This is a genomic window from Arthrobacter oryzae, assembly GCF_030812315.1.
GTDB classification, from domain to species: Bacteria; Actinomycetota; Actinomycetes; order Actinomycetales; family Micrococcaceae; genus Arthrobacter; species Arthrobacter oryzae_B.
On record NZ_JAUSSM010000003.1, the window covers coordinates 397621 to 422705 of the forward strand.

The 25085-nt window shown below is 66.7% G+C and carries 19 protein-coding genes; 5 read left to right on the top strand and 14 right to left on the bottom strand.

What is annotated here, in order from left to right; genetic code table 11:
- Positions 1–17 precede the first annotated feature (17 nt).
- From J2S97_RS08670 to J2S97_RS08685, 4 genes are all read right to left on the bottom strand, one after another.
- Positions 18–1829 carry an HNH endonuclease signature motif containing protein gene (locus tag J2S97_RS08670; protein ID WP_307048348.1) on the bottom strand — a complete coding sequence of 604 codons (1812 nt, stop codon included), beginning with the start codon at positions 1827–1829 and terminating at the stop codon, positions 18–20.
- Between the two features lie 164 nt (positions 1830–1993).
- A complete protein-coding gene (locus tag J2S97_RS08675) occupies positions 1994–2620 on the bottom strand; it encodes a DedA family protein (RefSeq protein ID WP_307048350.1) in 627 nt (208 codons plus the stop codon).
- 50 nt (positions 2621–2670) lie between these two features.
- The gene (locus J2S97_RS08680; protein WP_307048352.1) at positions 2671–3966 is read right to left on the bottom strand and encodes a glycoside hydrolase family 27 protein; all 1296 of its coding nucleotides are present in this window, start codon (positions 3964–3966) and stop codon (positions 2671–2673) included.
- Between the two features lie 146 nt (positions 3967–4112).
- Positions 4113–5117: a LacI family DNA-binding transcriptional regulator gene (locus tag J2S97_RS08685; RefSeq protein ID WP_307048354.1), complete on the bottom strand. Its 1005-nt coding sequence runs from the start codon at positions 5115–5117 to the stop codon at positions 4113–4115.
- Between the two features lie 163 nt (positions 5118–5280).
- Between J2S97_RS08685 and J2S97_RS08690 the strand changes: the two genes are divergently transcribed.
- Positions 5281–6330, top strand: coding sequence for a family 43 glycosylhydrolase (locus tag J2S97_RS08690; protein ID WP_307048356.1), 1050 nt, complete (start codon positions 5281–5283; stop codon positions 6328–6330).
- Between the two features lie 43 nt (positions 6331–6373).
- Here the strand turns inward: J2S97_RS08690 and arfA are convergent, their stop codons facing one another.
- The 6 genes from arfA to J2S97_RS08720 all read right to left on the bottom strand — a co-directional run bounded on the left by arfA (position 6374) and on the right by J2S97_RS08720 (position 14882).
- The gene (gene arfA, locus J2S97_RS08695; protein WP_307048358.1) at positions 6374–7909 is read right to left on the bottom strand and encodes an arabinosylfuranosidase ArfA; all 1536 of its coding nucleotides are present in this window, start codon (positions 7907–7909) and stop codon (positions 6374–6376) included.
- A gap of 167 nt (positions 7910–8076) precedes the next feature.
- On the bottom strand, positions 8077–9600 hold the full coding sequence (locus tag J2S97_RS08700; protein ID WP_307048360.1) for a pectate lyase family protein: 1524 nt from the start codon (positions 9598–9600) through the stop codon (positions 8077–8079).
- 1 nt (position 9601) lies between these two features.
- Positions 9602–11611, bottom strand: coding sequence for a pectinesterase family protein (locus J2S97_RS08705; protein WP_307048362.1), 2010 nt, complete (start codon positions 11609–11611; stop codon positions 9602–9604).
- Between the two features lie 55 nt (positions 11612–11666).
- Positions 11667–12563 carry a carbohydrate ABC transporter permease gene (locus J2S97_RS08710; protein WP_307048364.1) on the bottom strand — a complete coding sequence of 299 codons (897 nt, stop codon included), beginning with the start codon at positions 12561–12563 and terminating at the stop codon, positions 11667–11669.
- A 10-nt stretch (positions 12564–12573) separates the two neighbouring features.
- The gene (locus J2S97_RS08715; protein WP_307048365.1) at positions 12574–13527 is read right to left on the bottom strand and encodes a carbohydrate ABC transporter permease; all 954 of its coding nucleotides are present in this window, start codon (positions 13525–13527) and stop codon (positions 12574–12576) included.
- A 47-nt stretch (positions 13528–13574) separates the two neighbouring features.
- The gene (locus J2S97_RS08720; protein WP_307048367.1) at positions 13575–14882 is read right to left on the bottom strand and encodes an ABC transporter substrate-binding protein; all 1308 of its coding nucleotides are present in this window, start codon (positions 14880–14882) and stop codon (positions 13575–13577) included.
- Positions 14883–15139: 257 nt separating this feature from the next.
- On the opposite strand from J2S97_RS08720, the gene J2S97_RS08725 reads away from it, so the two are divergent.
- The 4 genes from J2S97_RS08725 to J2S97_RS08740 all read left to right on the top strand — a co-directional run bounded on the left by J2S97_RS08725 (position 15140) and on the right by J2S97_RS08740 (position 19915).
- Positions 15140–16093 (top strand): DUF6807 domain-containing protein, encoded by a 954-nt coding sequence (locus tag J2S97_RS08725; protein WP_307048368.1) that lies wholly within the window; start codon positions 15140–15142, stop codon positions 16091–16093.
- Positions 16090–17667 carry a glycoside hydrolase family 43 protein gene (locus J2S97_RS08730; RefSeq protein ID WP_307048369.1) on the top strand — a complete coding sequence of 526 codons (1578 nt, stop codon included), beginning with the start codon at positions 16090–16092 and terminating at the stop codon, positions 17665–17667. The genes J2S97_RS08725 and J2S97_RS08730 overlap by 4 nt, the downstream gene beginning before the upstream one ends.
- 17 nt (positions 17668–17684) lie before the next feature.
- Positions 17685–18710 (top strand): LacI family DNA-binding transcriptional regulator, encoded by a 1026-nt coding sequence (locus J2S97_RS08735; RefSeq protein ID WP_307048371.1) that lies wholly within the window; start codon positions 17685–17687, stop codon positions 18708–18710.
- A gap of 113 nt (positions 18711–18823) precedes the next feature.
- On the top strand, positions 18824–19915 hold the full coding sequence (locus J2S97_RS08740; protein ID WP_307048373.1) for a S1C family serine protease: 1092 nt from the start codon (positions 18824–18826) through the stop codon (positions 19913–19915).
- Positions 19916–19933: 18 nt separating this feature from the next.
- Here the strand turns inward: J2S97_RS08740 and araA are convergent, their stop codons facing one another.
- The 4 genes from araA to J2S97_RS08760 form a co-directional block, all read right to left on the bottom strand.
- Entirely contained in the window at positions 19934–21454 is a 1521-nt protein-coding gene (gene araA, locus J2S97_RS08745; protein WP_307048375.1) for an L-arabinose isomerase, read from the bottom strand.
- A gap of 36 nt (positions 21455–21490) precedes the next feature.
- Entirely contained in the window at positions 21491–22171 is a 681-nt protein-coding gene (locus J2S97_RS08750) for an L-ribulose-5-phosphate 4-epimerase (protein ID WP_307048377.1), read from the bottom strand.
- A complete protein-coding gene (gene araB / locus J2S97_RS08755; RefSeq protein ID WP_307048379.1) occupies positions 22168–23928 on the bottom strand; it encodes a ribulokinase in 1761 nt (586 codons plus the stop codon). Before araB ends, J2S97_RS08750 begins: the two co-directional genes overlap by 4 nt.
- Positions 23929–24070: 142 nt before the next feature.
- Positions 24071–25084, bottom strand: coding sequence for a LacI family DNA-binding transcriptional regulator (locus tag J2S97_RS08760; RefSeq protein WP_307048381.1), 1014 nt, complete (start codon positions 25082–25084; stop codon positions 24071–24073).
- Between the last annotated feature and the right edge of the window lies 1 nt (position 25085).

Here is a 25085-nt window from a genome sequence, read left to right on the forward strand (position 1 = left end):
CGGGCAACTCCACAGCCTCACTCGAGTCTGAAGTAGTTGTTTCGCCTTGGTTTTTGGCGCGGGTCGATGTGGGGTGGCGGGATGAACCACGGGACCCCGGTTTTGTCCTGGATGTGCCACTGTTCCTTGTGGATCAAATGGTGGTGATGGGAGCAGAGCAGGGTTCCGTTATCGGTGCCGGTGGGTCCGCCGTGTGACCAGTAGGTGATGTGGTGGGCTTCGCACCAGGGTGCCGGGATCGTGCAGCCGGGGAACGCGCAGCCCTGGTCGCGGGCGGTGATGGCTTTGCGGATGTGCGGCGGGAAAATCCTTGTGGTGCGGCCGATGTCCAGGATGCGGCCTTCGCTGCCGAGCAGGACGGGGATGATGTCGGCATCGCAGGCGATCTTCCGGACCGTGGACGCGTTGACCGGGCCGGTGAACGCGAACGACCCCGTGCCCGGGATGCCGGTGCCTGTGCTGCTCTCGGCGCCGTTGCCGCGCCCGGGGCCGGGGCCGGGGCCGGGGGCTGTGCGTCCGGGGCCTGGGGTTCCGGTATCCGGGTTGAGGCGGCCCAGCCGGTCCAGCAGGTCGCGGTAGTCGATGGTGACCATGACCTGGGGCTTGAACCCGCCCGCCGCGGGCAGAGCTCCGGTGGTGAGGGACGCTTTGGTGGCGCCGACCAGGCCGTCGAGGAGCCGCTGGGGGCGGGTCCGCAAGTCCAGGGCATCATCGGGCGCGGCGCCTGTGCCGTCCAGCATGCGGGTGCGGGGGTTGGTGGCGGTGTTCATCACGGTCAGGAGGGGCTCGCATTGGTCCGGGGTCGCGAAGATTTCGATGTGCTGCAGCCCGCGGCGGGCCTGCCGCAGGAACACACCCTGGCGGCGGCGGAGTTCTTCCTCGGACGGTTCGGACCCGTCCTGGTCGATCCCCTCGATCCAGCGCCGGGCGACCCGGGACAGCAGATCGGCATCACTCTCCACCGCCTGCCGGGTCAGCTGGTGTTCCATCCGGGCCACGGTCTCCTCGGGGGCGTGGTGCCGGACCTTCTCCAGGGCCAGGGTGATGATGGTCGCGGACCGGGACGCCACAGTCCCTGCGGCGACGGCGGCCGCGAGCACGGGCCGTTCCGGCGGCTCGATGTGCCCGCTGATCCCGGTCCGCGGAAGCACCGTCCCGGCGAGGCTGAGGCGGCGGCGGGCCTCGGCGATGCCGATCCGCAAACTGTCCCGGAGGAACTCGGCCGCGTTCCGGCACCCGTCATCCGCCGGATCCCGGGTCAGCCCCGGCACAGCGGCCCTCACGACTGCAGGAGTTGGTTCGGGCACCTCCGCCGCCACAGCGGGTCCGGGACCGGTGATCCACCCGTCAGCCCGGGCCGTCCAGCCCACCGGCCCCTCTACTGCCGCCGTCTCGTCTCCCCAGCCCGTGACCCACCCGGCCGCCGCCCCGGACCCCGAACCCGGCCCGGAACGCGCAGCCACCGCAGCCTCCCGCCGGGTCCGGTCCACCGCCCCGGCCGCGACCACCTGCAAAAACTCCAGGCTCCGGGCAGCTTCCTCGACCCGGGCGGCGAAAGCAGCAGCCGCCCGAAAATCCAGCAACGCGGCGTCCGCAACCGCCCTCGACCCCAAACCCCGCAACAACTCAACGCAGCGGGCCAGATCACCGCAACCGCCGCCGCCGGACGCCGCCTCAGAACGGTAAGCAGCCCCTAGTCCAACTTCCTGCTCCGTCACGGGCGGGACCCTGCGCAGGCCACGGAAGCGTGCACCGGGAAGCACGGCGGGCCCAGCGGCCGGGGGCAACAGCGCCCACGGCCCTGCGCCTCCTGCTGGATCTTCCCCCATGGCCTCCATGGCATAACTCTCTCACTTGGCACCGACAAAATAGGCCTGCCCGAAACGGCCCTGCAAAACCGTGATCGCGACCCTCTTTTGAACATGCGGAGGCCCCACCCCACTCCGCATTTACTAGCGTGTGTGATCGTTGCGCAGTGGCCTGGTGTCGACGCCTATCGTTCCCGGCTGGGCGCCGGCTTTGCGGCCCGGTGCCGGCGGATTTTCCAGACGACCAGCAGTGTCACGGCAGCGGCGGCCACAACGACGGCGGCGGCGCCGCCGGCCGTGCGGGCCACCTCGTCGTACAGGTCTCCGGCAAGGAAGCCGAGCGTCACGAACAGGCTCCCCCACAGCACGCCGCCGGTGATGTTCCAGAGCGCGAACCGCCGGTAGGGCATGCCGCTGAGGCCGGCCAATGCCGGCATCACGGCGCGGAAGAACGCGGTGAAGCGGCCCAGGAAGATAGCCGGTGCGCCGCGCCTTTTGAGGAACTCCCGGGCCTTGTCCAGCTGGGGGCGCTTCCGGTCGAAGATCTTCCATGAAATCAGCCTCGGTCCCAAGTGCTTGCCAATTTCGTAGCCCACGGTGTCGCCCAGGATCGCGGCGGAGACCACCACCGCGATCATCGCCGCGAGCGGGAGGCCGCCCTTTGCCGCGAACACGCCGGCCACCACTGCCGCGGTTTCCCCGGGGATGACGAAGCCGATGAAGAGGGCGTCCTCGGCGAAAACCAGCGCGAACACAACACAGGCCACCAGCAGCGGGCTGGCGTTGAGGAGCCCATCGAAGAATGCCTGCATCAGGAACAGTGTGGCAGTTCAGCCGGCGCTCGTCAGTACTTTCATCCGGGTCACGCGGCGCAGCCACCCCTCGCTCCGCACCTCGGCGTGAACCGGTGGAACCGGACGCCGTGCGGGGGAACCGTGCAGTGCAAGGCGCCTCCAGAGGCCGCAGTCCCGGCCCGGCTGTCCTCCCCGGACCACGCTTCAACCGCGGACCAGGCATCCCACGAGGCTTTCCCGCCGAGCCCAAGATCCGCCAGTGGCAAAGCCGCTTCAAGGTGTACACCCCCGGTGTTGAACACGGCGGCGAAACGGTCCGGCGTCGTCGTGCTCTCAGCCGCCCAGATCACCAGCTCACCGTCTCGGAGGAGTTCGCGGTTGTTGCGGCTCGCCTTGAGGACATCGAGCAGGTCGGTGTTGGTGAGGAGCTCCATGGTCTCGGGCGGCGAGGAGGGCAGGTCGCAGCCCAGCGTGAGCGGCGAGCGGGCAATGCACCAGAGCGTCATCATGGTGCGCTGCTCGTCGACGGTAAGCCGGGTGAGGCGTTCGGGGCCGCGCTCCGCCCGGTGGGCGATCCTGCCCACCGGCAGCATGTCCGCGTCAGCCCAGGCCCCCGGCCGCTGGTGCGGCGCCCAGCGCGCCATGCGCGCGAACTGGGCCTCGACGTCGTCCCATTTGTCCCAGAGGTCGTCCGAGACTCGCCACATCTGGGCGTTGGAACGGAGGTGCTCAAGGTGCGCGAGGGACAGCACCCGTCCGGGCGAGAGGCTGAGGACCATATCCCGGCCGGATTTCGCGATTGCGTCCTGGTACGCGGCGATCTCGGCAGCGAAGTACGGCCCCAGCATGTCGTCCGCCTTGACGAAGTCCACGCCCCACTCCGCGAAAAGTGCCAGCTGCGAATCGTAGTAGGCCTGCGCGCCGGGGTGGCTGTGGTCCAGGCCGAAGTTGTCCGTATTCCAGTCGCAGACCGAGCCGGTGTCCGCCACCTGGTCCGCAGTGAACGCCGTGCCGGCAACGGGGAGCCGGTCGCGGACCGCCTGGCGCGGTATTCCGCGCATGATATGCAGCCCGAACTTCAGCCCCAGAGCATGGATTTTCGCGGCCAGCGGGGCAAAGCCCTTGCCGTCCGCAGCAGAAGGAAAGCGGTTCAGCGCCGGCAACTGGCGGCCGAAAGCGTCCAGGACCAGGGCGGCACCGTCGTTGTAGCCGCCCGCTTTGGCATCGGGTTCGTACCACTGGATGTCGACGACGACGGTATCCCAGCCATGCGGTGCCAAATGGGCGGCCATGAACTCGGCGTTGGCGAGGACTTCGTCCTCCGTGACAGTGGTGCCGAAACAGTCCCAGCTGTTCCAGCCCATGGGAGGAGTTTGCGCCAACAACATTTATACAACGTTATAGATGGTTGCGCCCGAAGGGAACCCTTAAGGCCTCCTCCGGGCCCTAGCGTGCTTCGATGACGGCCTTCAGTTCCCGGAGCCTGGGTCCGGCAGCTTAGGGCGGAGTCTTAGGGGGCAGAGTCCCGCAGCTTCAGTTCGAAGCCCGCTGCGATGTGGAGTCCGTCAGGCGCAGCCTCGATGCCTTCGATCCGGTCAATGAGCAGCTGGATGGACCGTTCGGCGATTTCCTTCATTCCGGGAGCCACCGTAGTGAGGGACGGCGACGCGAAGCGGGCCTCATCGATGTCATCAAAACCCGCCACCGCAACGCCATCCGGTAGTTTGATGCCGCGGACCAGGAGCTCGTGCATGGCACCGAGCGCTATGGCGTCGTTGAGGCCAAAGACGGCATCGAAGCGGACGCCCCTGTCCAGGAGGCTGCCGACGGCGGAGGCCCCGCCGTCGCGGCGCCAGTCGCACTGCACCACAAGGGCGGGATCAAACTCCGCCCCGGCAGCCTCCAATGCCTTCCGGTGGCCGTTCAGGCGCAGGCCGGGGCTGTCCGTTGTGTCGCCTGCCGACGCGCCCAGCACGGCAATCCGGCGCCGGCCCCCGGCCAGGAGATGGGCGGTGACGGCTTCGGCCGCCTCGGCATTCTTCATGGTGACCAGGTCGAAGCGCGGATCCGCGATGTGCTCCCCGAGCATCACGATCGGCTTGCTGCCCTGGTGCGCGGCGATAGTCTCGACGTCCAGGGCCAGCGGGGTGAACAGCAGTCCGTCCGTGAGTTGGCGGAACGGACCCTGGAGCGCACTGAGCTCGTGCCCGGCGGCCGCTCCCGACTGTTCCACCAGGACCCGGTAGCCCCGTCCGGACGCTACTGTCATCAGCTTGGAGGCGAGCTCCGCGTAGTAGGGAATGGAGAGGTCGGAGAGCACCAGGCCCAGCATGCGGGTTTTGCCGGAGCGCAGGCTCCGGGCCGTCAGGTTGGCCTCGTACCCCAGCTCGGCGATGGCGTCGAGCACCTTCTGCTTGGTGGCCGGCCGGATGAACTCGTAATCATTGAGCACATTCGACACCGTTTTCAACGAGACGCCGGCCGCGCGCGCAACATCGTTCATGGTCACAGCCACAGGTGATTCCCTTCCCCGTCAACACTTTCAGCTACATCGTTGCAGACCAGCCCCGGTTTTGCCCTTTCCGCAGCATATACAACGTTATAGAATCGGTGCGGGCCGGGCATTCGAACCGGCCTTCCGCCAGCACACTCCGCCAGCACGTCACAAAGGAACCGCCATGCCGCCCACCGCGTCTCCCCTCTTCCGCTGCCCGGTGTTCGACGGCGCCGCCGATCCCACGGTCATCCATCGCCGCGGCACGGGCGAGTGGTGGATGTTCTACACGGCGCGCCGCGCCACGCTCACCACCGATGGGGTGGACTGGATCACCGGCACCAGGATCGGAATCGCAGTGTCCTCGGACGCAGGCGCCAGCTGGCAGTATCGCGGCGTGGTGGAGGGCCTCGATCCGGAGGACTCCCCCGGCCTGAACACGCACTGGGCCCCGGAGGTGGTGTGGCACAACGGCAAGTACCACATGTTCCTGACGTGGGGCGCCGGCGCTCCGAGCACCTGGGCCGAGCAGACCCGGCGGCGGCTGGTGCACTTCACCAGCGCCGACCTGGAGCAGTGGGAGTTCGGCGGACGGGTGGAGGTCGGGTCCGAGAACGTCATTGACGCCGCCTTCGCCGTCGTGGCGGACGGCCGCGCACGCCTCTGGTTCAAGGACGAAGTGGACGGCTCCACCACCTGGTCGGCGGTCTGGGAAGAACCAGCCCGCCGGGAAGAAACGGGCGGCGGCAGCGGCAGCACCGCCGTCGGACGCCCCGGCCGGCCGGGAACGGATGGCCACTGGCGCGCCGAGGGGCAGATGGTCGGGCTGCCCGCCCACGAGGGCCCCAATGTGTTCCGCCTGGGCGGCTGGTATTGGATGGTGGCGGACGAGTGGCGCGGCCAGGCGGTGCACCGATCGGCCGACGGCCTTGCCTGGACCCGGCAGGAAGCCAACAACGGCCTCATCCTGGACGCCCCCGGCGCCGGGGTAGACGACGCCACCTACGGCAGGCACGCCGACGTGGTCACCCAGGGCGACCACGCCTATATCTTCTACTTCACGCATCCGGAGTGGCAGGACACGGAGATGGCCAACGGCCTGGAGAATCCGGCCCGGGCGGTCCGTGAACAGCGCACCAGCATCCATGCGGCGCGGCTGCACGTGGAAGGGGACGTCCTGGTCTGCCTGCGCGACCTGGACGCCCCCGTCCACCTGGATCCGGCGCGCCTCTGATTAGGAGACACGCCGTAGTTCCGGCGCCTGGCTTCCCTATGGCCTAGTGCCCGACTCCGTCGACCGAGAGGCGGATCATGCTCCAGGACACCGCGGGTAGCTCGGCGGTGAGCCGGCCGCCGTCGACCTTGACACTGACGTTCTCGCCGGGCAGCACCGAGGTGGAGTCATCCGCCGTGGCCTGCCAGTACGGGTCCTTGTTCGTGTAGGTGACCGCCTCAACAACCTTGGCGTTCCCCAGACCGGCGACGGCGGCGTCCAGGGTGACGGCGTCCGTGGCCGAACGGTTCACGGCAAACACCACGGCCTCGCCGGCGTCCGCGTCGAAGGTGGCGACGGCGGACAGGGCGGCGAAGTCGGCAGTTTTGCCGCCGCTGAGCAGCGGGGATTCGACGGCGAGCTGCAGCACCGTGCCCTTGGCGTGCCGCGAGGTGAGGGCGAACGGGTGGAAAGTGGTCTGCTTCCAGGCGCGGCCGCCGGGCTCGGTCATGATGGGGGCAATGACGTTCACCAGCTGCGCCAGGCTGGCGGAGTGCACGCGGTCGGTGTTGCGGAGCAGGGTGACGAGGAGGTCGCCGACCACCACGGCGTCCGCCACGGTGTAGCGGTCCTCCAGGAGTACCGGCGCCACGGGCCAGTCCTTGCCGGTGGGTGCCTTGGATTCGTCGCGGCTCATGTGCCAGACGTTCCATTCGTCGAAGGAGATGTTCACCTGCTTGGTGGACTTTTTGACCGATTTCACGTGGTCGATGTGCGCCACGATGTCCTTGATGAAGGCCTCCATCCGATGGCCGGATGACAGGTGTTCCTGCAGGTCGCCGAAGTCCTCGAAATACTGGTGCGCAGAGATCAGGTCCACGAGGTCGTAGGTTTCCGTCAGCACAACCCGCTCCCACTCGCCGAAGCTGTCCATGGTCGGGGCGGAGCTTCCGCATGCCACCAGCTCCAGGTCCGGCTCCACCATCCGCATGGCACGGGCGGTGTCTGCCGCCAGGCGTCCGTACTCCGTGGCGTTCTTGTGGCCGATCTGCCAGAAGCCGTCCATCTCGTTGCCCAGGCACCACATCTTGATGCCGTAGCCGTTCTCGGCCCCGTTGGACCGGCGCTGGTCGGAGAGGGCCGTCCCGCCGTCGATGTTGCAGTATTCCAGCAGGTCCAGGGCCTCCTGGGTCCCTCGGGTGCCAAGGTTCACCGCCATCATCGGCTCGACGCCCGCTTTGACGGACCATTTGGCGAACTCGTCCACCCCCACATGGTTGGGGTCGGCGGAATGCCAGGCCAGGTCGAGGCGCGCCGGGCGCTGTTCCACCGGCCCCACACCGTCCTCCCAGCGGTAGCCGGAGACGAAGTTGCCGCCCGGGTAGCGCACCGTCGATACGCCCAGTTCACGGGTCAGTTCCAGGACATCTGTACGGAAGCCGTCAGCGTCAGCCTCGGGATGGCCCGGCTCGAAGATGCCGGTGTAGACGCAGCGGCCCAGATGTTCCACGAAGGCGCCAAAGGTACGGCGCCGGACCGGACCCACGGTGAAGGCGGGGTCCAGGGTGATCTTGGCAGTGGCGTGTTCGGAAGTGCCCACGTAAACATCCTCGTTTCTAGTCTTCTACAACGTTATAGAAGATCATTCTTCGTGCTGGGGCCGCCGCCGTCAAGGGCAAACCGCCACTGACCGGACTTCGCGCCGGGCCGGACCGGGTGCGGACGCCGGGCCCGGCGCGGGTGGCGCCCGGATCCCGGCCTCCTGCGCTAGCCTGCCCTGCCGTTCAGGACCGTCACGTTCACGTACTCCACGCCCGAACCGGTGGTGCGGACAACGTCACCGTCCTGGGGGCTATCGGACGTGACGGTGAGGTCGCGGACCACCGTCCCGTCGCCGCCGGCCCAGAGAGTCACGCCTTCCTCCGCGGTCAGCACCACGTCCGCCGCACGCCCGGTGGCGCCCCGGAGGGTCACATTGCGGCGGTCCTTCCAAATGACCGCAGGCTCGCGGTAGACGCCCGGCTGCAGTTCGATCGTCACGGGACGCGTGCTTCCGGCCGGGATAAGTCCGACGGCGGCACGGATGCTGCCGACGTCGCCCGTTCCATCCAGCGCCACCCGGATGAGTCCGGGCGCCGGTGAAAGCGTTCCGCCCGCGGGCCCGGCGAACCTCCGCACCAGCGCAGGGACGGCAACAGCGGGCCCGATCCGGTACGGGTAGCTCTCGGCAGGATCGAAGGCTGTCCCGAACTCCGGGCCGGTGTCCCCCGTGCAGCCGGAGAAGACGTTGCCGCGGACCGTGAGGCCGCCGCCTGCGCCCTGATGCTTCAGCGGATTGCGGACATCCGAGAAGTAGTTGCCCTCCACCACCATCCGGGCAGCATTCCGCCCGAGCATTCCATAACTGGAAATGTCCTCGAGCAGGTTGTTGTAGACGTGGGCGGCAGCGGTGTTGTCAATGCTGGCATTGCGCTGGTGGGTGTTCCGGATCCAGTTGTGGTGGAGCGTGAGCCGGGTGACCACGTTCGCAGTCCACCCCTCCCCCAGCGCCTTGTTGTGGTCCGCAAAGACGTTCCACGAGTAGCTCACCAGGTCGCAGTCTTTCCGGGTGTCCACGAGGCCGTCGCCCAGGCGGACGAAGAACATGTGGTCCACCCAGATGTGGTGCGAGGTGTCCACCTGGATGCCGTCGCGGTCATTGTCCGGGCGTTTGCCGTCGAAGTCGCCCGGGATGTACGAGTCCCGGACCGTGAAGTTCCGGAAGATGACATTGCCAACGGTGATCAGCTTGAAGCCGGCGTTGACCACCTCTGCCCCGGCACCGAAGCCGAGGAACGATTTGTGCGACTGGACCACGAGTTTCTCGTAGCTGCCGAACACAATGGAACCGTGCAGGATCACAACCAGGGGCTCCACAGCCCTGGCGGCCTCGCGGAGCCCGGCGGCCGTGCGGACGTGGATGATCTTCCCGCCGGCGCCGCCGGTTGTCCCCTGCAGCCCGTAGCCGGGCAGCGACGCGAAACCCGTTGGGGCTTCGGACCAGATGCTCCCGTCCAGGGCGCCGGGTTTCGGCAGTTGCGCCTCCGCGAACCCGTTGGCCGGGGTGCCCCAGGCTCCCGGTGAGCGGTGCGCCGTCGAACTTTCCGACGCCGGGTTTTCCGAGGCCTGAACTCCCGGCGCCGGTGCGGCCGCCGCCACGGCAGGGCACGCCGCCACCAGTGCGGTGCCTGCCAGCCCGGCGGCGATCACCGACCGCCGTGTGGGACCGGAGGTGCATTCCTGTGCCGCCATGTCAGCTCCGTCCGGCCGGGTTCCAGTCACCAAGGAAGGTCTCCTTGGTGAATTTGGCTGCTTCCTCCGCGGTGAGCTGGGGGTGGAATTCGTTGACGCACGCCCCGGGTCCGCCGTTGTTGTATTCGGCGAACCTTCCCTCGGTCCAGGAATGGCCGCTCATGTCCGACCATCCCTGCACTGCGATGTGGCCGCCCAGCGTGGAGTCCCTGATTAGGGCCATGGGATGCGCGTCGGGGTCGCTGCTTGCAAACCAGGGACGGCCCAGGCTGACCGTTCCCGGGGCTCCATCGCCGGTGAGGGTGCTGTCCACGATCAGGAATCCGTACGGGTTGGAGTTCTTGGTGCTCGGGGCCACGATGTAGCCGTTGTTGGTGTCGCTGCCCCGGTCCAGTGAGTGGATGGTGCAGCCGTCGAAAACCGCCGTGCCCCGGCCGTAAAGGAAGTCCACATCCCCCTCGACGTAGCAGTTCTTGAGGTACGTGCGGGCGGTCGCATCGCGGCCGGTGGTGTCCGCAAGATACGTGTCCTGATTGCCGAGGAAGCGCGTCCCGTCAAAGGTCACCCTGTCGCCCACGGTCCGCACGGCGAGCGCCTGGCTTCCGCCGTTGGCGGCTTCGTCGTAGGCGTTCTCCACTGTCAGGTTCCGGACCGTCGTGTCGGCGGCTGAAACAGTTAGCGTGGCACTGCCCTGCGCACCCCACGTGCCGCCGAAGAACTTCACGCCGTTTGCCGGGGTGTCATAGGTGATGACGACGTCGGCCGGGTTGCCTGTGCTGCCTTGGAGGGTCACGTTCGGGCGGTCTGCCCAGAGGTTCACGACTTCCCGGTAGGTGCCGGGTTTCACCGTGATGGTGCGGGGCTGGGTGTTGCCGCTGGGGATGGATCCGATGGCCGCCTGGACACTGGCGAAGTCGCCGGTGCCGTCCAGGGCAACCGTGATGTCCGTTGTGTTGTTCGGTTCGCTGCTCTGCCGCGGCCCGGCGCCGCCGGCGACGATCCCGGGTACGCTGGCGGCGTCGTCCTTCTGGTAGGCGTAGTAGTGCGTGGGGTCGAAGGCTGTGCCCACGTTGTCCTTGCGGCCGCGCGTGGAGTTGAAGATGTTGTCCCGGTTCACCACTTCCGTGGCCGGGTCCTTGGCCACCACGGGGTCAGGAACTGCGGTGAAGTAGTTGCCTTCGAGGACCACCTTGGCCGCGTTGCGGCCCATCATGCCGTACTGGCCGATGTCCTGCAGGAAGTTGTTGTAGACGTGGGCTGCCGCGGTGTTGTCCAGGCTGAAATTGCGCTGGGTGGTATTGCGGATCCAGTTGTGGTGGATGGTCATCCTGGTCACGGCGTTGGAGGTCCAGCCGACGCCCAGGGCCTTGTTGGTGTCCGCGAAGATGTTCCAGGAGTACGTGACGTAGTCGGAGTCCTTACGGGTGTCGATCATGCCGTCGCCCATGCGTTCGAACTTCATGTGGTCCACCCAGACGTGGTGGGAGGTATCCAATTGGATGCCGTCGCGGTCATTGTCCGGCCGTTTCCCGTCCCAGTCCCCGGGCAGGTAGGAGTCCCGGACGGTGAAGTTCCGGAAGATCACGTTGGAGACGTTGATGAGCTTGAAGCCTGCATTGACTATCTCAGCGCCGGCGCCGACTCCGATGAAGCTCTTGTTGGCGCTGACCGGAATCTTCACGTAGTCCGTGGCCTTGAGTGTGCCGCGGATGAAGATGACCAGCGGCTCGCCTGCGGCGGCATAATTCTGCAGCTCCCCGATCGTGGAAGCCGTGACGATTCGGCCGGACTGGCCTCCCGTGGTTCCTTCCAGCCCGTAGCCGGGTAGGGACGCGAAGCCGTCCGGCTTCTGCTTCCACATTGCGGCCGGTTCCGTCGCGGCCTCGGAAGCAACCGGCGCTGCCAGGTCCCCGGGCTGGGTGCGGTGCTGTCCCGCGTGGGCCGGGACGGCGGTGAAACTGCCCAGGATGACGACGGCGGTTGCCGCACCTATTAGGCGTCGCAAACTCATGCAAAACTCCTTTGTCTTGTTGGTCAGAACAGGCCGGTCAGTGATGTGCGGAGGGCTATTTCAGCCCGGTGGTGGCGATGCCGTTGATGAGGTACTTCTGGCCGGCGATGAAGAAACCGATGATGGGGGCGATGGACACCACGGACATGGCGAACATAGGCCCCCACATGCTCTGGCCCTCCGAGTCCATAAAGGCACGCAACGCCAGCGGAACCGTGTAGAGGTCCTGGTTCTGGATGTAGAGCAGGGGCCCGAAGAACTCGTTCCAGGTGGAGATGAACGTGAAGATGGCGGTGGTAGCCATGGCCGGAACACACAGCGGCATAATGACGCGCAGGAAGGTCCGGAAGGGACCGCAGCCGTCGATCTGGGCGGCGTCGTCGAGCTCCTTGGGCAGCGCCTTCATGAACTGGACCATCAGGAAGATGAAAAACGCGTTGGTGGCCATGAAGTTCGGCACGATCAGCGGCAGGTAGGTGTCCAGCCAGCCCAGCTGCGAGAAGATAATGTACTGCGGCACCAGGAGCACGTGGCCCGGCAGCATCAGGGTTCCCAGCATCAGGGCGAAGAACAGTTTCCGGCCTGTGAACTCCATCCGCGCGAAGGCGTAGGCGGCCAGGGCGCAGGAGAAGATGTTGCCCACAATGGAGAACACCACCACGATCAGCGAGTTGATCAGGTACACATGGAACGGCTGGTTCAACGCAGTCCAGCCCTGTTCGTAGTTGCTGAAGTCCCAGTTCTCCGGCCACAGGCCCAGCTGGCGGAAGATGTCATTGCTGGGCTTGAACGAACTGGAGATCAGCCACAGCAGCGGGTAGAGCATCACGAGGCCCACCAGGCACAGGACCAGGTGCCGGGAGAACCGGCTGCGGGGCGTCCCGGTCAGGGCGTCTTCCGGGGCCGCTTCCTTCTTTTGCTTGCGTTTTGCGGGTAATTCGAGGAGAGCCATTGCGGTTGCCTTAATTGTCGTAGAAGACCCAGAACTTGGATGCGATGAAGTTGATGGCGGTGAAAATCGCAATAATCATCAGCAGCAACCACGCCATGGCGGAGGCATACCCCATCTCGAATTCGGTAAAGCCCTTCTGGTACAGGTACAGGTTGTAGAACAGCGTCGAATCAGCCGGCCCGCCGGTGCCGCCGCTCATCACGTAGCCCTGCGTGAAGGTCTGGAATGAGCCGATGAGCTGCATGATGAGGTTGAAGAAAATGATGGGGCTGATCAGCGGCAGTGTGATGCTGCGGAACTGCCGCCACTTTGAGGCGCCGTCGATGGAGGCAGCCTCGTAGTACATGGCCGGCACCTGCCGGAGGCCGGCCAGGAAGATGACCATGGGTGAGCCGAACGTCCACACGTTGAGCACGATGAGGGTGCTCAGGGCGAACTCCGGGTCCGTGACCCAGGCCGGGCCCTGAATGCCGAAGAACCCCAGGAACCCGTTGACGATGCCGTCGTTGCCGAAGATGTAACGCCACAGCATGACAATGGCGACGCTGCCGCCCAGCAGTGAAGGCAGGTAATAGACGGAACGGTAGATGGACAGGCCCTGGAGTCCGCGGTTCAGCACCAGGGCGATCAGCAGTGCGGCTGCCAGCGAGATCGGTACGGAAACGAACGTGTAGATGAACGTGACCTTCAGGGACTGCAGGAGGCGGGGGTCCTCGAACATGGCCTGGAAGTTGGCCAGGCCCACGAAGTTCGGTTCCGTGAACAGGTTGTAGTCCGTGAACGCGAGGTAGAGCGAGGCGAAGAACGGGATGATCGTGAACAGCATGCCGACGAACCACGGCAGCAGGAACAGGTAGCCCGAGGGCTGGTTGGTGCGCCTGGACGGACCCCGTCGGGGTTTAGCGTCCCCCGGCGCAGCCAAAGTGGCGGCCGCGCCCGGGGCTTGCTTGGTCAGCACTGACATCGGGTCAGGCTCCTATCTGCGTGTATGCGGTTCCGGGCATCAGGCGGCTACTTGGTGATGGCCGCATTGCTTTTCTCGAGGAAGGTCTTCGCGGCGTCGGCAGGGCTGATCCGGCCAAACTCGACTTCGGTGGCGAGCTGCTTGAGGGTGTCCGCAACAACGCTGGCGCCCTTGGGGTAGACGTACGCCGGCGGGAGATCGTCCTCCTGGATGGCGGCCATCATGTCGACAAAAGTCTTGTCGTCCGTGCTGAGCTTGGGCGTGATCGACTGGGCCACTTCGGGGTTGATCGGCACGCCTCGCTGGGTGAGGGTCTCGGCAGCACCGTCACTGTCGTTGACCAGGAAGTTCAGCAGTTTGGCGGCTTCCTTGGGGTGCTTGGACTTGGCTGCGATGGACCACAACATGCTGGGGTCCGCTGAGTAGCCCCTTCGTTCAGCGCTGGTTTCGCCTGGAATCCGCAGCAGTACGACTTCCCCCTCCACAGCGTCGTTGTATCCCTTGAAGTTGTTGATGGGGATGATCTGCGATGCGACGGTGCCCTTGGCCAAGTAGGACTGTGCCGGCGAACCGCCGATTTGCTCGAAGAAGCCGGCGGGAGGATATCCGCCGGCCTTGCGGAGGTCCACGCTGTACTGGAACCAGTCCCGGATCGTTTCCTCACTGACTCCGAGCTTGTTGTCTTCCGTGTAGAAGTCCTCGCCCCGCTGCCTGGCGAGCATGATGGGTCCGGTTTCGGTCGCTACGTCGTAGCCGGCGCCGTAAACCTTGCCGCCCGTCTTTTGCGTCACCTCGGTTGCGAATTTGGCGTAGTCTTCCCAGCTCCACGTCTTGTCGTCCGGAATGGCAACCCCTGCCTGGTCCGTGATGGTTTTGTTGACCACTATCCCGATGGTGGTGACTCCGGTAGCCAGGCCGTACAGCTTGCCGTCGACGGTTCCGCGGCTGAGCACGGACTCCGGCACCTCGTCGAGGTTGAGCTCGGGCATGCTCTTCAGGTCAGCCAGCGTGCCGCGCTGCGCGTACTCCAGGAGGCTCCTGTTCGCCATGTTCAGCACGTCCGGAGGATTGCCGCCGGCGAACCGGGTAGCCAGCTTGTCGGCATAGGGCCCGCTATCCTGGTACTCCGTTTTGACCGTGATGCCCGGGTTCTTCTCCTCGAAGATCCGCAGCGCCGCCTCCGTCATCTTGGCCCGGTTGGCATCCCCCCAGAACACGAAGTTCAGTTCGACGTTGCCGCCACCGCCCGCAGGCGTTGCGCTTGCCCCGCAGCCGCTGAGGGCCAGGCCCGCCGCGGTGATTGCCGCGCCAAGGATGGCCCGGCGCCGTGGTTGGAATTTCACTGTCGTCTTCATCGATCGACTTCTTTCTGGCACGGTGGCCTGAAAAGTTTCTGAACATTTTCCCACTGGGAGGCCTCGCAACAGGTTTGATCTGCTCCCTAGTAAACGGGTGAGTAAACGATTTCTAGCAAAAACTTCTTGTGACTGTCAACACATTCGGGACAATTGCTCCGAAACAAGAATAGGAAACTTTCTGATTACTTGCCGAATGATTTCTGATGTGGCTACTCTGTTGGAACCCTCATCCCATTCGTCAGCAGGAGCGCCTCATGGAGTTGATCCGCCAGCACAGCACCGTCCAGAGCCTGGCCGTGCACGGCACTGAGGTGGCCCGCTACCAAAGCGGCACCGGCCTGGCTCTGCAGCAGGCGCCCCGCCCCTTCCTGCACCCGGTCCGGACGCTCAGCCGCACCATGGTCAGCGACGCTGAGCCGCCTGACCACCGGCACCATCTGGGGCTCTCGCTGGCCATTTCGGACCTGGGCGGCACCAATTACTGGGGCGGCAGCACCTACGTTCCGGGCAGCGGCCCGGCGATGCTGCCCAACCATGGGCGGCAGGTGGTGGTTTCGTCGCGAAGCAGCGCCGATTCGATCACAGAGACTATCCACTGGTCAGCGCGGGACGGCACCGTGGACGCCGTGGAAACCCGCAGCCTCAGGGTGTCGGCACATCCGGACCGGCGCTGCTGGTCGCTGTCGTTGACGTCCCGGCTCGCCCCGTGCGCGGACACCGCAGAGCTACGGCTGTCCTCCTCCGCGGTGAAGGGCCGGAAGGGTGCCGGCTACGGCGGGATCTTCTGGCGGCTGCCCCGCGATTCCCGGGCCGACGTCGTCCTGACGGAATCCGGCGCCGGCACTGAGGCAGCCCACGGCTCCCGCTCACCATGGCTGTCCATCGCTGCCGTGGTGGCCGGAAAACCTGCAAGCCTCGTCCTTGCCCAAGGACCCGCGTTGCCCCGGACAACAACAGCCCCGGCCGAGGCAACAGCCCCGCACGCGGAACAGGCCCTGCCGTGGTTCGTCCGCACCGACGGGTACCTCGGCGCCGGCCCGGCCGTCGCCTGGGACCGCATCCGCCCCGTGGACGCCGCCCGGCCACTGGAACTAAGCCTTCACGCCGTGGTTATGGACGGCACAGTGGACACCCCGGAACTTGCCCGCAAACTCCTGTGCCAGCACCCCGTATTTGCCCACACCCAGATCTTCGACAGGACAGCATGAGCAGCCCCGTTCCAGCCCCCGCCTACACCAACCCGGTCCTGAACGCGGACTGGCCGGACCCCGACGCCGTCCAGGTGGACGGCTCGTACTACCTCATCGCCTCCAGTTTCAACCGCGTTCCCGGCCTCCCGGTCCTGCGGTCCCGGAACCTGGTGGACTGGGAGCACCTGGGCCATGCCCTGCCCGAACTGCCGGGCCGCCACTACTCCCTTCCCCGCCACGGGAGCGGGGTCTGGGCACCCGCCCTGCGGCACCACGACGGCAAGTTCTGGATCTTCTACCCGGACCCGGACCACGGCATCTTCGTCGTGACCGCCACCGACCCCGCCGGTCCGTGGACCGAACCCCACCTGCTGTACGAAGGCCGCGGGCTGATCGACCCGTGCCCCCTGTGGGACGACGACGGCAGCGCCTACCTGGTTCACGGCTGGGCCAAAAGCCGGATCGGCGTCAAGAACAGGCTCACCGTCCACCGGATGAGCCCGGACGCACGGAGGCTGCTGGACGGCGGCGTCCACGTCATCGACGGCGAGGCCCTCGCGGGCTACACCACCATTGAAGGGCCAAAGTTCTACAAGCGGGATGGCTGGTACTGGATCTTCGCGCCGGCCGGCGGCGTTGCCACCGGCTGGCAGTCCGTGTTCCGCTCCAGGTCACCGTTCGGCCCGTACGAAGGGCGCCGCGTGCTGGCGCAGAATTCCAGCCCGGTTAATGGGCCCCACCAGGGCGCCTGGGTCACCACGCCTGAGGGCGAGGACTGGTTCCTGCATTTCCAGGACCGCGGCCCGTACGGCAGGGTGGTCCACCTCCAGCCCATGGGCTGGGACCCGGACGGCTGGCCGTGGATGGGCGAAAGGACGTCCGACGGCGGCGCTGGCACCCCGGTCCTTCAGCATGCCTACCCGACCGGCACCGGTCCGGAGGACGTTGCGCCGCCGGCAAGCGACGCTTTCACCAGCGACAAACTGGGACGGCAATGGCATTGGCAGGCCAATGCGGACCCCGCCTGGCTGACGCTGCCCGGAGACGGGCGGGCGCTGCTGCATCCCAAGGCCAACGATCCCGTCAACCTTCGCGAGCTGCCCAACGTCCTCGGCCAGATCCTGCCCGGTGTCGAGTGCTCCTTCAGCACCTCGTTAAAACTGGACGGCGTCCCGGTCGGAACACGGGCCGGCGTCGTAATTCTGGGCAGGCAGTATGCCTGGCTGGGCATAGTGCGGACGGCGGACGGGTACCTCCTTGGTTCAGGACGGGGCGGACAGCGGCCGCAGGAGGATCCGCTGACGGATGCAGTTGAGCTACGGGCACCAACGCTGGACGTCAGGATCCGGGTCGATGCCGGGCATCAGGCCCGCTTTGAGTGGCGGACCGGCACCGCATCGGAATGGCGCATGCTGAACGCGGTCTTCGACGTCGTGGAAGGCCAGTGGATCGGCGCGGAACTCGGCATCTTCGCGGCTTCTCCCCTCGGTTCGGCCGAAAGCGGCGGTGTTATTGTTGGACCCGTGCAGGTGGATACCGCACCGGCCACGCTCGAACCCTCCGGGGAATTTGCGGCGGCTGCGACGCCATGACGCCAAGGACAGCCCAGTTGACCGCCACGAATCGACCCAAAATTGCCGATGTGGCCGCCGCTGCCGGAGTTTCGGCTCCCACCGTTTCCAAAGTTCTCAACGGCCGCTCCTACGTTTCTGCAGCCACCCGGGAAAAGGTCAACGAGGCCCTCGCGAAGCTGGACTACAGCAAGCGCACCGCCGCTCCTCCCGTTCCCGGGCTCCTGCAGCTGGTGGTCAACAATTTTGACAGCCCGTGGATGCTGAAGATCCTCGCCGGCGCGGAGGAAGCCGCGGCCCGGCAGGGGTTTACGCTGGCCTGCACCCTGGCGGAACACGCCACCCAGGACAACTGGCGCAAACTTCGCCAGTCCTCGGCCAACCAGCTTGCCGGCGTCATCCTGCTCGCCCCGCACCGCGGCTCCCGGCTGGTGACCACGCTGCGTTCGCTGAACATTCCGTCAGTGGCCGTGGACCCGCAGGGGAACGAGGCAATGGGCATCCCCAGCGTCAGCCCGGCGGCGTTTTCCGGGGCACTGCATGCGGTGGAGCACCTGCTCGGGCTGGGTCACCGCCGGATCGGCATCATCACAGGCGGCGGCGCGGGTTCCGTCCACAGCCGCGCACGGTATGCGGCCTACTCCGCCGCCCTTCAGGCCAGCGGGCTGCACCTCGACAATGACTTGGTCCGCGACGGCGATTTCAGCATCGAGGCGGGATTCCGCCTCGGCGGCGAACTGCTGGATCTTCCGGCCCCGCCCACGGCCGTCTTTGCCGGCAATGACCTCCAGGCCCTCGGCCTGATGAGCGCCGCATCAATGCGGTCCATCCGGGTTCCGGACCAGCTGAGCGTGGTGGGCTTTGACGATATCGGGCAGGCGGCCATGGCATCTCCGCCGCTGACCACTGTCCGCCAGCCGCTGGAGCAGATGGCAGCCATGGCGGTGGGCATCCTGGTGGAACAGATCGGGCATGCGCCGAAAAGCCCGCAGTCCGTTGAGCTCGCCACGGAACTCATCGTGCGGAATTCAACGGCGGCTCCACCGGACGCCGGCAAACCGTGACCTGCTCCCGCTCCCGCTCCCGCTCCTGAACCCCACCTCGTTGTCCGGGCCACTGGCCGGACTCCGGCGCGCGGGCTTACTTTTTAAGCAGGTGCCATGAGAGGGGACTTCCCATGCGATCCCAGCAAGCCGAATCCTGCCGCCTGACCCGCCTCCGTTTGGCCTGCGCAGGCGCCGCTGCCGCCGTCGTCCTTATGGCGTCCGCCTGCACGGCGGGTCCGCAGCCAGCTCCGCCGTCCACTGCCTCCGCCACCGCTGGCGGCAGCCCGGTGCAGACCGCCCAACCGGGCACGCCGCAGACGGCCGCGGACATCCCTTCCATAGTGGAGAACGTCCAGCCGTCCGTGGTCACGGTCCTGACAGACGGGGGCGTGGGCAGCGGCGTGGTGTTCGATGCGGAGGGCCTGATCCTCACCAACGAGCATGTGGTGCGGGGCAACACGGACGTGGAAGTCGCGTTCGCCGACGGCCAGCGGGTCGCCGGAACAGTCAGGGCCGTGGATGCGATCTCGGACCTGGCGCTCGTGGAGGCCAAGCGCACGGGGCTTCCCGCGGCAAAGTTCCAGACCGACCTGCCCAGGGTGGGTGAACTGGCGATCGTGATCGGCTCACCGCTGGGTTTCGAAAACACGGCCACGGCGGGAATCATTTCCGGGCTGCATCGCGAAATTCCCGGTTCGGCAGCCAGCAGCCAGTCGCTGGTGGACCTGATTCAGACTGATGCGGCCATCAGCCCGGGGAACTCAGGCGGCGCCGTGGTCAATTCCAGGGGCGAGGTGATCGGCATCAGCGAGGCATACATTCCGCCGCAGTCGGGGGCGGTGGCGCTGGGCTTTGCGATTCCGGCCGCGACGGCCGTCCGGGTGGCCGAACAGCTGCGTGAGGACGGCACCGCCGACCACGCCTTCATCGGCCTCCGCCCGGGCGGGATCACTTCCCAGATCGCCGAGCAGCTGGGGCTCCAGGACACGCGCGGTGCCCTGGTGCTCTCGGTGGTCGACGGCGGCCCGGCAGACGATGCCGGCATCCGGCCCGGGGACGTCCTCATTGCCCTCGACGGCAAGGAAGTGGCCTCGCCCGAGGACCTGCTGGCCGAGCTTCGCGGCAAGACCCCGGACCAGACGGTGAACGTCGGCTACCGCCGGGGCACCGAATCCAGGGAAGCCAAAGTGACCCTCGCTGCCCGCCCGGCCGCAGAGGGCTGAGCGGGCAGCGGCGGTGGTCTACAGCCCGCCGGCCAGCTTGTAGTACGCAGCGTTCCAGTTCAGTTCCTTCTTGAACTGTTTGATGGTGGTGCCTTCATCGATGGCCAGCAGTTCGGTCCGTGCAATCTCGGCGAAGTCCTCGAACACGTCCATTCCCACGGCAGTGGAGAGCACAGTGTGGTGCGCAGCTCCGGCGGTGAGCCAGGCCGCTGCAGAGGTGGCGAAATCGGGTTTCGGAGACCACAGCGCGCGTGCCACAGGCAGGTTCGGCAGCGGCTCGTCCAGGTCCACGACGTCGACGGCGTTGGCCACGAGGCGGAAGCGGTCCCGCATGTCGGACAGGGCCACCACGACGCCGGGGCCTGCGTCGGTGTCGAACACCATGCGGACGGGGTCTTCCTTGCCGCCGATGCCCAGCGGGTGGATCTCGACCCGCGGCTTCGTGGCGGTCAGCGACGGGCAGACCTCCAGCATGTGCGCACCCAGGATCTTCTCCTGGCCTGGGGTGAGGTGGTACGTGTAGTCCTCCATCAGGGAGGCGCCACCGGGGAGGCCGGAGCCCATCACCTTGGCCGCACGGACCAGGATTGCGGTCTTCCAGTCGCCCTCAGCGCCGAACCCGTAGCCGTCGGCCATCAGCCGCTGCACGGCCATGCCGGGCAGCTGGCGCAGCTCGCCCAGGTCCTCGAACGACGTGGTGAAGGCGGCCGAGCCGTTGGCCTCGAGGAAGCTGCGCAGGCCCAGCTCGATCCGCGCGCTGTAGCGCAGCGATTCGTGCCGCGCTCCCCCCTCCTTCAGTTCCGGCACCACCTCGTAGAGGCGCTCGTACTCCGCCACCAGGGCGTCGACGTCGGACTCGGCGGCACCATGCACGGCGTCGGCGAGCTCGTTGACAGACCAGGTGTTGACCGAGACGCCGAAGCGCAGCTCGGCTTCGGTCTTGTCGCCTTCGGTGACCGCCACGTTGCGCATATTATCGCCGAAACGGGTCAGCTTGAGCGTGCGGACGGCGGCCCAGCCGGCCGAGGCGCGCTGCCACACACCCACCTGGCGGGAGACCTCCGGGTTGGACACGTGGCCCACCACGGTCTTGCGGGGAATGCCAAGGCGGGACTGGATGTAGCCGAACTCGCGGTCGCCGTGGGCTGCCTGGTTGAGGTTCATGAAGTCGAAGTCGATGTCCGCCCAGGGCAGCTCCACATTGGCCTGGGTGTGCAGGTGCAGGAGCGGCTTGCGCAGCAGGTCCAGGCCCTGGATCCACATCTTGGCCGGGCTGAACGTATGCATCCAGGCGGTCACACCGATCACGGAATCGTCGGAGTTGGCTTCCAGCGCGGTGCGGCGGATGGCCTCCGAATCGGTGAGGACGGGCTTCCAGACCACCTTGACCGGGACATCGGAAGATGCGTTCAGCGCGGCGGCAATCTCCTGCGACTGCGCTGCGACCTGCTTGAGGACGTCCTCGCCGTACAGGTGCTGGCTGCCGGTAAGGAACCAGACCTCGTACTGCTCGAGGGACGTGTTGTTGGCGTTGCTCATGGGGGTTCTCCTGAAGAAAGCGGGCGGGCTGCGGCGCTACTGGCCGTAGACGTTCTGGTAGCGGGCGTAAAGGGAATCGATGCTGCCCTGGTCGATGGGCAGGGGTTCGCCCAGCTGGCGGGAAATATGGACGGTGCGTGCCACTTCCTCGCACATCACGGCGGCCTTCACGGCGGAGCGGGCGTCCTTGCCGATGGTGAACGGCCCGTGGTTCTGCATCAGGACCGCCGGCGACGTGGAGTTGCGGAGGGTTTCCACAATTCCCTGGCCGATCGAGTCATCGCCGATCAGCGCGAACGGACCCACCGGGATGCTCCCGCCGAACTCGTCGCTCATCATGGTCAGCACGCACGGGATAGCCTCGCCGCGGGCAGCCCATGCCGTGGCGTAGGTGGAGTGCGTGTGCACCACACCGCCCACTTCCGGCATATGCCGGTAGACGTATGCATGTGCCGCGGTGTCCGACGACGGCGAGAACGGCGGGTTGCCCCACTCGCCGTCAGCGGGAGTTCCGTAGAGGTCCGTGACGACCATGCTCTCGGGCGTGAGGTCCGCGTAGGAGACCCCTGACGGCTTGATGACCATCAGGTCATGGCCGGGAACACGCGCGGAGACGTTGCCGGCCGTCCACACCACCAGTTCATAGCGGGTGAGTTCGGCGTGCAGTTCGCAGACCTCTCGCCGGATCTGCGCGATGGCTTCAAGGAGGCTGCTCATGCGGACACTTCCTCTGCGGCCGATTCGGCGGACGCGGCGTTCTGCTGAGGGGCGCCCGCGGCGGCGGCAAACGACGGCCTCGCCGCACGCTGGATCGCCTTGAGGCGGTGCATCACGCTGTTGGTGCCGCGGCCGAAGTAGTCGTGCAGCGTGCGGTACTCCTGGAAGAGCTTTTCGTAGGCGGCAACATTTTCCGGAATGGGAATGTAGATGCTGCCGGGCTCCGAACCCATGGCAGCGGCAGCGGCACGGATATCCTCGTAGTGACCTGCGGCCACGGCGGCGTGGATGGCCGACCCCAGGGCGGGTCCCTGGGTTGAGCCGATGGTGGAGAGCGGCAGGCCGGTGATGTCCGCGTAGATCTGCATGAGCAGTTTGTTTTTGAGCAGGCCGCCGGCGACGATGAATTCCCTGACGGGCACTCCCGAGTCGCGGAAGGCGTCCACGATGGTGCGCGTGCCGAAGGCCGTGGCCTCCAGCAGTGCCCGGTAGGTGTCTTCAGGCTTGGTGGCGAGGGTCTGGCCCACCACGACGCCGGAGAGTTCGTGGTCCACCAGTACGGAGCGGTTGCCGGAGTGCCAGTCCAGGGCAATGAGCCCGTGTTCGCCGATGGCCTGGCGGGAGGCCAGTTCCGTGAGGTATTCATGGATGCCCAGGCCTGCGGCTTCCGCTGCCTGGTGGTATTCGGGCGGGACGCCGTTGCTGGTGAACCAGCCGAAGATGTCTCCCACACCGCTTTGGCCGGCTTCGTAGCCCCACAGCCCGTCGACGATTCCGCCGTCAACCACGCCGCACATGCCCGGGACTTCACGAAGCTCGGCGCCGTTCATGACGTGGCAGGTGGAGGTTCCCATGATGGCCACCAGCTGCCCGGGCTCCACTGCCTTGGCTGCGGGCGCCGTGACATGGGCGTCCACGTTGCCCACTGCGACGGCGATGCCCTCCGGCAGCCCGGTCCAGGCTGCCGCCTCGGCCGTCAGGTAGCCGGCGGCATCGCCCAGCCGGCCGATGGTGTGGGCCAGCTTGGCGCTGACAAAATCCCTGAAATCCGGGTTCAGGGCGGACAGGAATTCCTCGGACGGGTAGCGGCCGTCCTGGTAGATGCCCTTGTATCCCGCGGTGCAGGCGTTGCGGACGTAGTTGCCGCACAGCTGCCAGACGATCCAGTCGGCCGCTTCCACCCAGTGGTCCATTTCGGCGTAGGTTTCCGGGTCCTCCTCCAACAGCTGCAGGCCCTTGGCGAACTCCCATTCGGAGGAGATAAGCCCGCCATAGCGAGGCAGCCAGTTCTCACCGAGTTCCGCGGCCAGGGCGTTGATGCGGTCCGCCTGCGGCTGGGCGGCATGGTGGCGCCACAGCTTCACATAGGCGTGCGGGCGGTTGGCGAATCCGGGCAGTTCGTTCAGCGGCGTACCGTCCGCCTTGACGGGAACCATGGTGCAGGCCGTGAAGTCGGTGGCGATTCCCACCACGGCGGCGGGGTCGATCCCGGCGTCGGCGATGGCCGCGGGAACTGCCCGGCGGAGCACGTCGCGGTAGTCGTTGGGCACCTGCAGGGCCCACTCGCCGGGCAGGCGGGCGGCTGTTCCATCCGCCAAATCGGCCGGGAGCGCATCGGTGACAACGGCGTGCGGGTATTCAAATACGCCGCTGCCCAGTTCCTTGCCGTCCCGGACGCGGACCACCACGGCCCGTCCGGACAGCGTGCCGTAGTCGACGCCGATCACAAAGCTGTCTGAACCGTCTGTGACGTCCATCAATTCCTCCAATAGTCTCCGCTGCTCTGCGGTTGTCCTTAATTGTTAGCGCTAACAAACGACCTGTCAAGACATGGCTCTCGCTGCATGTGGTGCCAAGGGCAGGAAAACGCCGGCGGGGCGGGCCGGAGCGTGGGCCTGCTCAGGCGGGCGGGGCCGTGCTCGCGCGCACTACGATGCGGGGGTCAACCACTGTGGTTCGGGCCCCAGCGCCGTCTTCAAGCAGCGCCAGCATCATGTCCATGCACCGGCGGCCGAGCTCTTCGAAGTCCTGGCGGACAGTGGTGAGCGGCGGCATGAAGTAGCCCGCCTCGGGCTGGTCGTCGAAACCCACCACGGAGACGTCCTCCGGCACCCGCACGCCCGCTTCGCCGAAGGCCCTCAGGACGCCCAGGGCCATCTGGTCGTTGCCGACGAAAACGGCCGTGGCACTGCGCTCGACGGCAAGCTTCTGCCCGATGCCGTAGCCGCTTCCGGCGCTCCAGTCGCCCTCGACGAGGAGGTCGTCGTCCAGTCCGGCCTCGGTGAGTGCCTCGCGCCAGCCTTCGGCCCGCTCCGCGGCGTCGATCCAGTCCTGGGGGCCGGAGATGTGGCCGATCCGCTTGTGGCCCTGCTCAATCAGATGGGCAACGGCAAGCCTGGCTCCCAGCTTTTGGTCCACCATGGCACCGCTGAACCTGCCTTCTCCGCTGGAGCCGACCACCACCACCGGCACGTCCAGGTTGAGCACCTCCAGGGCCTGCAGGGTTCCTGCGTGCGGAACCAGGGCCACGATCCCGTCCACGCCCTGATCCATGAAATGGCGTGCGGCGTCGGTGATCGAATCCGCGCTGACCTCCCGGAGAGCGGCGATGCTCACGAAGTAGCCGGCGTTCCGTGCCGCCTGCTCCACGCCGAGCAGCGTGTTGGCGGGCCCGTACTGGGACAGCTCGCTGGCCAGGACACCTATGGTGTGCGAACGCCGGGTCACCAGGCTTCGCGCGGCGGTGTTACGCCGGTACCCCAGCTCGGCGACGGCAGCCTCGACGCGTTCCCTGGTTGCCTTGCTCACATTGGGGTGGTTATTGATTACCCGGGACACTGTCTGGTGGGAGACGCCGGCGCGTTCCGCCACGTCTTCAAGTCGCGGAAGGCGCCGCTCGCTGCTGTAGGCCATA